Consider the following 8,940-nt stretch of genomic DNA (forward strand, 5'->3'; position numbering starts at 1 on the left):
TGGGCCTGAAGCTGGACGATCCGAGCTTCGCGCACCCGATCTACGCCAACCTCTTTGACGACGAGGACGGTGAGGGCTCGAGCCTGATCTGGTCGCGCCCCAACAGCCGCCGAGGGGAGTAATCCCCCCAACCAGGGCCCCGGTCGAAAGGCCGGGGCCTTTGGCGCTGCCGGTGCCCGACGGCTTTCGGGCGGACCGCGGATCAGGCGTTCACGTCATCCTCAAAACGCCGGATTCGGGCGAGAATGTCATCGAAAGTCGGCGGCTTCGTATCGAACATCATGGGCGCCATGGCCCTGTAGTCTACTCGCAGATCCTTGATCCGATCCTCGCCGGGCAGAAGTCGCAACGTGCCGGGCCTGGCTAGGTCATAGTTTGCCCATGCCGAACGGAAGAAGATGGCTTTATGCTGCGCCACCTGCGCCAACAGCTCGAAATCGCGCGATGCAGCGGCCCCTTCTTCGGTCTCGAGCAGCATGGCCAGATCGTAGAAATGTCGGGAGAAATACTGCGGTGTCGGCGATCCGGCAGGGCGATGGGCCTCGGCATGGAGTGCGGTCGCCTTTTCCCAGAAGGTGCGCCGGGCAGACAGGACGGTGACCCTGGTGTCAGGCGCGTCGAAGAAGTCAGGGTAATCTTCAGCCGCATAGGGCCGGATCACCTTCGCCTCAGTTGGCCAGGGGTCTCCGCGCGCCCCGAGTTCGAGCTTCACCCGGGGGGTGATGTAGGACATTCCCGCATAATCCGTGCCGCCGAAGGCCGGGGGATAGTGGAAATTCACCGTCTGCGCGTCATTCGGGTCTATCTTGAGTGACCAGCCGCCGTCGGCGGGATTGCCCAGATGGCGCGCGAATTCCGTTTGCAGGGCGGGAAGCAGCCGTTCGGCAACATGCGTTTCGACATCCGTCACCAGATCCGCAATCAGCCTCGCCGCCTTATTCTTTCCAAGCCCTTCCTGCTCAGGGTCCCGTTCGCCGCCATATCCCAGTTCTGTCCGGTCAAAGGACAGGTCGATATCCTCGGAGAACCGACGGATCGCGTCATAGGCCTTGGACAGCGAGGTGCCGCCTTTGAACACCAGTGACGCGGTTTCCCCGGGCGGCAGCGAGAAGACCCGCCGTAGGGTCCAGCAAACCCAGAAGTCCTTCTCGATGATCGTGTTGGCGACGCCGCGGCCAGCGGCGGTTTCCCCAAAGAGAGCGGCACGGTCAGAGGCCGGCAGGCGGGCAACCTTATCCAAGCGCGGCTCCCACCCCGGATCCTGAAGGCTTTGGGTCGGCAATCGAGAGCAGGGTTGCCCGCATCCACGCCGGTGCCTGCGTCGCATTCCTGGCGAGGAGCTTCTTGTCGCTGGCCGAGAGGTGACGGCTGGCCGCGTGCATCACGTCAGAGGCCCGTGCAGCACCTACATGGCGCAGGGCCTGAACGACCGTTCCGGCCGGGCTGCCGGGGGCAATCAAATGTTTGGGCGACGTATGGCGAAGATCGATCACCCGCTTCCCGAGCACAACACGGCGCGAAGGCCCATCCGTCAGCCAACGGCTCTGCGCCGCGACCTGCGTCGAGAGGCCGAGCGCGTTGGCAGCCTGTGGGCCGTCAATCTGCAGGTTTGATCCGGTTTCGCGAGCGAGTGCTCTGGCCACGTTGTCGGGCGAAGGGGCCAGAGCACCAAACTTCGGATGGATCTTCGGGAAATCATAAAGGCCGCGGGCGAGACGCCGGAGGTCTCCGGCCTTGGTCAGCCGCGACAGCGCCTGGTCCACCGCGCCACGGGTTGCCACGTCCAGAAAGTCGCTGGGCGTGAAGACGCTGCCGCGTCCGCTTGCGCGGACACGCTTCATGATCCGATCGGGAACAGAGGCAGATACAGTCTTCATGTGTCAGAAAATAGGCTATGTTTTTCTTCCAATCAAGTGCGCGATGCACGGAGCTATATCTCTTGTGCGGACTGAGATTATCGCGGTCGCGGACAGGGGCGGTGCGAGCGGTGTGCTCGGCTGGGCGCGAAGGGGCCGGGCTCGGCACTTGCGCCCAGTGCCAGGGGGCTGTCAGGCATCCGTTGGAAGCCACCCTATTCATCGTCGGCGCGGCGCAGATCTGTGATCTGGCCTGTAACACGTCGATACCCTTGATCAGCGAAGCGCCAAGGCCGGCGGCAGCGGAGGCATGCCGTCACGGGATAAGGCCCCTGTCAGAGCCAATGCCCCATCCCCGCTTCCATTCGCAAACCTTGGTCCGATCCTTCTCTTTGAAATCAACCCGTAAAGGGTCGGCTTTACGCTTTGCGTGCCGCCCTCGGGGATTCGGACAAAAGGCCCGAACGCCCGAGGGTGATTGCAGATCCGGTCAGACACTTCGGGCGCCTGTCGAGCGGGGGATGGTCCCTCGTCTCCAAAGACAGGAGCCAGTCCCATGTCCAAGAAGGATGCCACCGCTTTCGCCGCCAGCCTCGCCGCTACGCTGATGGTCTCGATCGTCGTGTTTCAGGCCGGCGATGGCAGCCATGCCGCCATGCCCGCCGATGAATATGATGGCGATGAGACGCTCATCGCCCTGGAGATCGACCCTTGGCAGTGAGGCGCGCAAGCGCCTCACCCCCCTTCGGCCGGCCCGCGCGCGGCGGGCCGCGCCGTCCACCGGGGTCGCGCGATCACCCGCCTGTGGCGCGCGCCGCACGGAGGAGCCGGGATGAACCCCGGCGCGGGTGAGGTCGAGGAGGGATCCGGGAAGGGCGAGCCTTCCGGTCCCAGAGAGAGCGCCGGTCGGCTTCACCTGTCCCTTCGCTCTCAGGAGAAGTCCCATGACCCACGAGATAGCAGCCACCCCGGAAGGCAACCTGGCGGTCGCCATGGCGCAGTTTGATGCCTCGCAACTGGCGCATCAGACGCTCAGCACCACCGCAATGGCGCAGAACAAGGAGACGCTGTTCGTGGCCATGCGCGCCGCCGGGATCTCCGAGATCATCGTCACCTTCGACGGCGCCGGCGACAGTGGGCAGGTCGAAGACATCGATGCCCGCCGTGGTGAAACCGTAGTGCCGATACCGGACACCGCGATCACCCTCGCACAGGTCAGCTGGGGCATCAGCGAGATTTCGACCAGCAGCATGTCGCTCTCGGACGCTGTCGAGACCCTCGCCTATGACCTCCTCTCGGACAGCCATGGCGGCTGGGAGAACTGCGACGGCGCGTTCGGCGCGTTTCATTTCGACGCCGAGGCCGGGACGATCCTGCTCGACTACAACGAGCGGTTCACCTCGTCCGAACAGTTCAACCACAGCTTCTGAGGGCGGAGAACATGGCACATCCCTATCATCACGCCCTGTCCTCGGTGAAAAAGTGGGGTGGCGTGGTCGAGGATTACATCGAGCTGCATTCCTGGTTCGATGCCTCGAAACTGATCCTTGCCGACTTTAGGCACCGAGCTTTGCGCCACCATGCCGAAGGTATCTTCTTGCTGGAAACAGTGTTCGGCAAGACGCTGACCCTCTCCTCCGGCCGGGTAATCCCGACGCGATGGGTGGGCGAGCAGCATGTCCGCGAGGATCTCGGCCACATCCCGAGCTTCGCCGACTGGGCACGCGCGATCCGGCCAGAACCCTGGATGGGGCGCACGCCGAAGATCGAGGCCGAAGTGGAGCCGTTGCCTGCAGCCCCGACGGCGCCTCCCGATCCGTTCTACCCCCTTCTCGGCCTTTCACCTGATGCCGCAGCGTTCACAGTTCTTCGCGCCGCGGCCCGGGCCTTCCATCCTACTATCCGCAAGGATTCCGGTCTCAGGCTCGCCCGGCGGCGTTTCTACCGCCAGATGCTGGCCGCCCATGCGGCTGCAGTTTCCACATTCCCAGGCACCTGACCCATTCCTTCAGCCCAATCCCAATCAGACCCGGCCTCGTGCCGGGTTTTCCATTTCTGACAAGGAGCCTGTCATGGCCGACTATTTCACCCATTTCTCTTGCCTGCTCGATGCGGGTTCGCCTGAGAATGCCGCCAAGGCGATGGCGCTGTTCCACCGCCGGCGCGCCGAAGAGGCGGATGCCGACGAGCTTGCGTTCAACGGCTTCGATCTTGTCCAGCAAGACGGGCCGAGCGGCTCGCAACTCTGGATCCATGATGATGATCAGGGCGACGTCGAGGGCGTCATCAACTTCGTGCTGCGCCTTGCCGAAGAGCTGAACCTCACCGGCCTCTGGGGGTTCGACTATGCCAATACCTGTTCTCGCCCCAGGGTCGAGGCTTTCGGTGGCGGGGCGCATGTCATCGACCTTGGCGCACGCAAGAGCATCGGCTGGATCAGCACGCATGAATGGCTGAACGCCGTTCTGAATGGCACGGACATCGACGCCGTGGAGGCGGTCGCAGGATGAACACCACGGTCCCGATCACCCCCGCTTCTCCCTCCTGGCATCTGCCCGTTATCGAATTTGGGCACAGCGCCGACGGCCTGCTGGTCGCCCGTGTCGGCGACACCGCCTTCGCCATGGTGCCGACACGGCAGGGGCGGCATTTCCTGGCGACGGGCTGGCGACTTACTCGCCCGCTGGACACATGGAAGCGTGGGGACTTCTACGGCCATTCCGGCGATGTGGCGGATGAGGCCGCGTTTCGGGCGCTGGTCGCGGAGAGTGCCAAACACCAACGTGAGCGCGTGGCACTCGGGCGCCGTGAGATCGCCTCTCGGGCCAATACGCCCTGGGGTCCATCGCAGGGTGCGACGATCTATGGAGAAGGCGTCCTCTGCCATTCCACCGCCGGGCATGGCGGGTTCCAACTCGCACCAGAGCAAAATGCCCGTGTGCATCCGCTGCTGCGATCCTCCTCCGGGTTCTACGAGGAGGACGCCGAATGGGCAGCGGTTGCACAGGCTTTGCCGGATCTCTTCACGGGTTATGAACGCCGCCTGGCTGATGAGACGCTGCGCAATCACTGGCCAGAGGCCTGGGAGGCCATACATGGTCGCGCCCTTCAGCCTGGTGAGTCCCGAGAGCGGGATCGCCAGACCTTCGAGCGCCACCATGCCGGGGACCGGATCGTGATCGCCGCGGTAAATTCGGATCGCTTTCCCGGCTTTGTGGAAACGACTGCGACCCTGGGCGGGCAGCGCGGACCGGGTATCGAGCGCCGCTGCTTCCTCGTTCCGTCAGTCGAGTATGAGCCCGGTCTGTTCGGCTTCGTGATCGATCCCGCGCGGCATTGCGCGCCCGATGAAAAAGACCCGGGAGATTGACTTTGCTCCGTAGGTTTCGAGTCTCCGAGGCAGGTGCGAAAGGCTTGCAGAATATGCAAAATATCTGTATATTCTGTATGAAGGAGATTTCGCAATGCCCCATCTGCCCGAGTTCAAGGCCGCCGACCTCACGCGGCATACCAGCGAGTTGTTCGATGCTGCGATCCGCTCTCCGATCGCGATCACCAAACATCGCAAGCCGAAGTTCGTCCTGATGAGCATGGACCAGTACCAGAAGCTCGCAGGCGAAGCGAGCCAGCAGGCGCATTTGCTCGATGAGATGCCGCTCGACCTGAAGGCGCTGATGATTGCCGGGCTGGAGCGCGATCTGGGGGCCGGGAATGAGTGAGCCGAAGGCGGGCGAGGTCTTCCGATATCCGTTCCTGTGGAAACGGCAGGATTTGCAGGGCGAGACCGAGGGGCGCAAATCGCGACCCGTCTGCATCGCGGTGACCATTGCCAATGCGAATGGTGAAACGGTGGTGTTTATCCTGCCGATCACCACGCAGCCGCCCATCGCGAGCCGCCACGCCGTTGAGGTGCCGGATATCGAGGCGCGCCGTGTGGGACTTGACCTGCATGTCCGCAAATGGGTCATGCTCGACGAGATCAATACCGACATCATCGAGCGGTCCTGGGTCTGGGAAGACCGCACGCCCATGGGGGCGTTCAGCCCGGCGTATGCGGCGCAGATCAGGGCAAGTCTGCTTGCTCTGGCGAAGGCCGGGAAAGCCTCGATCACGGATCGCCTGAAATAGTCGATGCGCCGCGGCCGCAGCTCGGCGCGGCGATTCAAGAGCGAGAGGCCGGAGTGGTTTTCCGCGATGGGTTCTGAGGTGGGAGAGAGGCTTCCGCCGCCCGTCGTGGAGTTGCCGCGATGTCCTTTCCTGTTTCCACTGCCGGGTTCCGCCGGGCTGGGCCGATCCTCGCCGATCAGAGCCTTGCCCGTCTTCGACTGGCGCAACGCACCCCTATGACCATCACCTGTACCGGCGAGGCGCGCTATCTCGACCCGGATCTCGAGCAGTGGGCTTTCGAGCGTAGTGTCTCTCTCGGCACCTGTGACAGCCTTGCGGCAGCGATGCTGCTGGTCTCAGAACGTCTTGCGTGCGACGCCATTGCCTGCGGTGATGATCCCGAGCTCCGTTTCACGCCACAGCTGATCGCGGTTCTGGATGCCGAACACGGGTTGGTGCTCGCTGGCGAAGTCTCAAACGGTTGCGTGACCTGGTGCCTTCCCGCCACCAGCGATGCTGAAGCGCGGGCGGTGGTCACCCTGGCCTGCCGCCAGCGGGCTGAAGCGCAGCATCTCGCCAATTTGGGCAGACATGCCGAAGCCCGCCTCTTGCGCAGGAAGGCGGCCGCCACTGAAGGCTGCCTGGTCGATCCGTTCTGGCGTGACGCCGCACAACTGGCGCTTCTGCAGCGGAGGGCCGCGTGATGCCTTCTATCGTCGAGTTGACGGTCTATCGCTTCGATGAACTGCCGGAAGTGGCAAAAGACAATGCCCGGGCATGGTACCGTGAAGGCGCCTTTGATCACGAGTGGTATTATGCCGTCTATGAGGATTTCCAGCGCATCGCGGAAATCCTTGGGGTCCACCTTCGGACCCGGACATCTCGGCTGATGGGCGGCGGGATCAGCGAAAGCCCCTGCATCTGGTTCACTGGGTTCTGGTCGCAGGGGAATGGGGCGGCATGGGAGGGCCGATACTCCTTCAGCAAGGGCGCTTCCACTGCCATTCGCTCCTATGCGCCAAAGGATCGGGAACTCCATCGGATTGCCGATGGGCTTTTGGAGATCCAGCGCCGCAACTTCTATCAGCTCCGGGCGGATGTCCGGCATCGCAGCAACACCTATCATGCCTTCACCATGGACATCGCTGTCACACGCGAAAGCCCGGTCGGCCAGGACCTGACCGAAGGTGCCGAGAGCACTATCACTGACCTGCTGCGCGATCTTGCCCGTTGGCTTTACCGACAGCTTGAGCAGGAATACGAGTATCTGTCTTCCGATGCTGCTGTCGATGAGGCGGTGCTCGCTAATGGCTACACGTTCACGGAAAGCGGGCGGAGAGCCTGATCAACCGGCTTCCAGCCGGGCCGCGATCAAGGCTCAGCGATTGCTGTCGATCCACCGGGACAGCAACTGCCGATCCCGGAAGTATTCATCCGGGATGGCCCGCCGCCGAAGCCGCGCAAGCCGTTCGGCGAAAGCGACCTGCTTGGAGGTGGGTTGGCCATCGTCCAGAGGTTTCAGCCGCGACTGCGCCTCGATCCAGGTGCTAAGACTGCGGCGATCCTGTTGGACCTCCCAGGGCAGGAGGGTCTTGTTCCGGAGGGCGAGCGAGCGGGCATAGGCGATCTGGCGCGGTGTCGCCGCCAAGGCATGAGGGACAGGTTCCATCGTGGATCTCCCTCGCTGGGTTGAGTCTGAATGTAGAACATATAGCGAACAAAATCAACCGGCGCCGGGGAGAGGCAGAGCGGGGCGGGAACTCTGCGAGCCGGGCGGCAGACAAGAGAGCGCCGCCGGGCTCGAGGTTTTCACTTTCCGAGGAGTTCGATCCCATGAGCACGATGACCACTGTTGCCCGGGTGGCCGAAGAGCGCCGCCCTACCTTTTTACCCGAGCTGTTCGGGCCGACCCGGATGCTTGTCGCCGAGAACATGGTCTATGCCATGATGGATAGTCTCAGCCCGCTGGACTACGGTTGTGGCCATTGGGACTTTTATGAGCAGGGCGGGCGGCCGCTCTTCATGGCCCCGACCTCCAAAGCGCGCTACCGGATGGCCTGCAGCGGCAATGGCTGGCAGGGCGAGGTCTCGGCCGAGGCGGCGGGGATTATCGCAACCCTGTTCGCCTTCTCGCACCTCTCATTCCACCATGCCGCCGACCAGCTGGTCGAGGGCTATGTGCGGCTGTACGAATTTGCGGGCGATCATCCCGAGGCTGCAGAGATTTTTCAGGCCATCGACTGAGCCCCTTTCCTGTCATGCTTGCATGAGCCCTCTACACCCTTCGACGCTTGCGTCGGAGGGTATTCCTCTTTGGCTGGCACCTGTCGCGCTCTCACTCACCGCTTCTGCTGCGTTCCCGGCGTCGTCCGCTCTGCCATACGGTTGGCACAGACCGCTTGCTCCATATTGGCCTCTGGCCGACGCGGCCATTCGACCGAGGCTCTGGTTGGTGTTTTCCCCCCCTTGTCGTTATGACCGTGCATGGATCATTCTTTCCCTCTTTCCGGCCTCTTTGATTGTGGGGTTCGCAGATCGGCGGCACGCTCTGATCGCACTTCGTGCCCTGCCCCTCTTCGCGGTCGAGCGCTCGGGCGGCAGGTGCCGATCCGGCGGCCCGACCAGTATCCGATCTGGTGCAGCGCCTTGCCCATGGCGGCAGGTCGGCGGGGAAGGGCGCAAGCCCTCCTGTTCACAGCTGGGGTGAACATCGCCTGTGATTGCCTGTCGGATCTTCCTGGCGGTTCCTTCAGGATCGCCGCTGTCTCCTGTCTCTCTGGTGGGGACGGGACCGCTCGCATGCGTCCTCTATGATGGGCTGATCTGGCCGAAGACCAGCGCGCGGGCGCGCTTCGACGTCTCGGCGCAACAGCGTCGTTGAACTTTCTTCCCCTGCCGACGGTGCCGTCATTCCTCGCGAGCCAAGAAAGCCCTGCCTCTGCTGTCACGGTCCCGGGCGGGACTGCGCCGGCCGTCG

Annotated in this window: 13 protein-coding genes and 1 pseudogene; 11 read left to right on the top strand and 3 right to left on the bottom strand. The window is 63.4% G+C overall.

What is annotated here, in order from left to right:
- The coding region (locus CG51_RS19780; RefSeq protein ID WP_156961365.1) for a DUF736 family protein at positions 1-122 on the top strand (122 nt) is incomplete at its 5' end.
- Between the two features lie 80 nt (positions 123-202).
- Here the strand turns inward: CG51_RS19780 and CG51_RS18180 are convergent.
- On the bottom strand, positions 203-1,240 hold the full coding sequence (locus CG51_RS18180) for a nucleotidyl transferase AbiEii/AbiGii toxin family protein (protein WP_035747432.1): 1,038 nt from the start codon (positions 1,238-1,240) through the stop codon (positions 203-205).
- Positions 1,233-1,841 (bottom strand): DUF6088 family protein, encoded by a 609-nt coding sequence (locus CG51_RS18185; protein ID WP_035747442.1) that lies wholly within the window; start codon positions 1,839-1,841, stop codon positions 1,233-1,235. The genes CG51_RS18180 and CG51_RS18185 overlap by 8 nt, the downstream gene beginning before the upstream one ends.
- Positions 1,842-2,412: 571 nt before the next feature.
- Between CG51_RS18185 and CG51_RS20455 the strand changes: the two genes are divergently transcribed.
- The 9 genes and pseudogenes from CG51_RS20455 (at position 2,413) to CG51_RS18225 (ending at position 7,308) form a co-directional block, all read left to right on the top strand.
- Positions 2,413-2,577 carry a hypothetical protein gene (locus CG51_RS20455; RefSeq protein WP_169742256.1) on the top strand — a complete coding sequence of 55 codons (165 nt, stop codon included), beginning with the start codon at positions 2,413-2,415 and terminating at the stop codon, positions 2,575-2,577.
- A gap of 223 nt (positions 2,578-2,800) precedes the next feature.
- A complete protein-coding gene (locus CG51_RS18190) occupies positions 2,801-3,286 on the top strand; it encodes a DUF6878 family protein (protein WP_051930866.1) in 486 nt (161 codons plus the stop codon).
- A gap of 11 nt (positions 3,287-3,297) precedes the next feature.
- A pseudogene (locus CG51_RS18195) lies at positions 3,298-3,657 on the top strand (DUF6915 family protein); the annotation flags it as partial.
- Positions 3,658-3,928: 271 nt separating this feature from the next.
- Complete coding sequence (locus CG51_RS18200; RefSeq protein WP_035747434.1) at positions 3,929-4,366, top strand: hypothetical protein; 438 nt, start codon at positions 3,929-3,931, stop codon at positions 4,364-4,366.
- Complete coding sequence (locus tag CG51_RS18205; RefSeq protein ID WP_035747435.1) at positions 4,363-5,226, top strand: DUF7007 domain-containing protein; 864 nt, start codon at positions 4,363-4,365, stop codon at positions 5,224-5,226. The genes CG51_RS18200 and CG51_RS18205 overlap by 4 nt, the downstream gene beginning before the upstream one ends.
- A 94-nt stretch (positions 5,227-5,320) precedes the next feature.
- Positions 5,321-5,575 (top strand): type II toxin-antitoxin system prevent-host-death family antitoxin, encoded by a 255-nt coding sequence (locus CG51_RS18210; protein WP_051930867.1) that lies wholly within the window; start codon positions 5,321-5,323, stop codon positions 5,573-5,575.
- Entirely contained in the window at positions 5,568-5,984 is a 417-nt protein-coding gene (locus CG51_RS18215) for a hypothetical protein (RefSeq protein WP_179285855.1), read from the top strand. The genes CG51_RS18210 and CG51_RS18215 overlap by 8 nt, the downstream gene beginning before the upstream one ends.
- Positions 5,985-6,199: 215 nt before the next feature.
- Positions 6,200-6,667 carry a hypothetical protein gene (locus CG51_RS18220; protein ID WP_143412898.1) on the top strand — a complete coding sequence of 156 codons (468 nt, stop codon included), beginning with the start codon at positions 6,200-6,202 and terminating at the stop codon, positions 6,665-6,667.
- Positions 6,667-7,308 (top strand): hypothetical protein, encoded by a 642-nt coding sequence (locus tag CG51_RS18225; protein WP_035747438.1) that lies wholly within the window; start codon positions 6,667-6,669, stop codon positions 7,306-7,308. Before CG51_RS18220 ends, CG51_RS18225 begins: the two co-directional genes overlap by 1 nt.
- 33 nt (positions 7,309-7,341) lie before the next feature.
- On the opposite strand, the gene CG51_RS18230 is transcribed toward CG51_RS18225, so the two are convergent.
- A complete protein-coding gene (locus CG51_RS18230) occupies positions 7,342-7,632 on the bottom strand; it encodes a hypothetical protein (protein ID WP_035747439.1) in 291 nt (96 codons plus the stop codon).
- A 164-nt stretch (positions 7,633-7,796) separates the two neighbouring features.
- Between CG51_RS18230 and CG51_RS18235 the strand changes: the two genes are divergently transcribed.
- The gene (locus CG51_RS18235) at positions 7,797-8,207 is read left to right on the top strand and encodes an antirestriction protein (RefSeq protein ID WP_035747441.1); all 411 of its coding nucleotides are present in this window, start codon (positions 7,797-7,799) and stop codon (positions 8,205-8,207) included.
- The last annotated feature ends 733 nt before the right edge of the window (positions 8,208-8,940 follow it).

Origin of the sequence: Haematobacter missouriensis (genome assembly GCF_000740775.1) — a bacterium.
In the GTDB taxonomy this organism is placed as follows: domain Bacteria; phylum Pseudomonadota; class Alphaproteobacteria; order Rhodobacterales; family Rhodobacteraceae; genus Haematobacter; species Haematobacter missouriensis.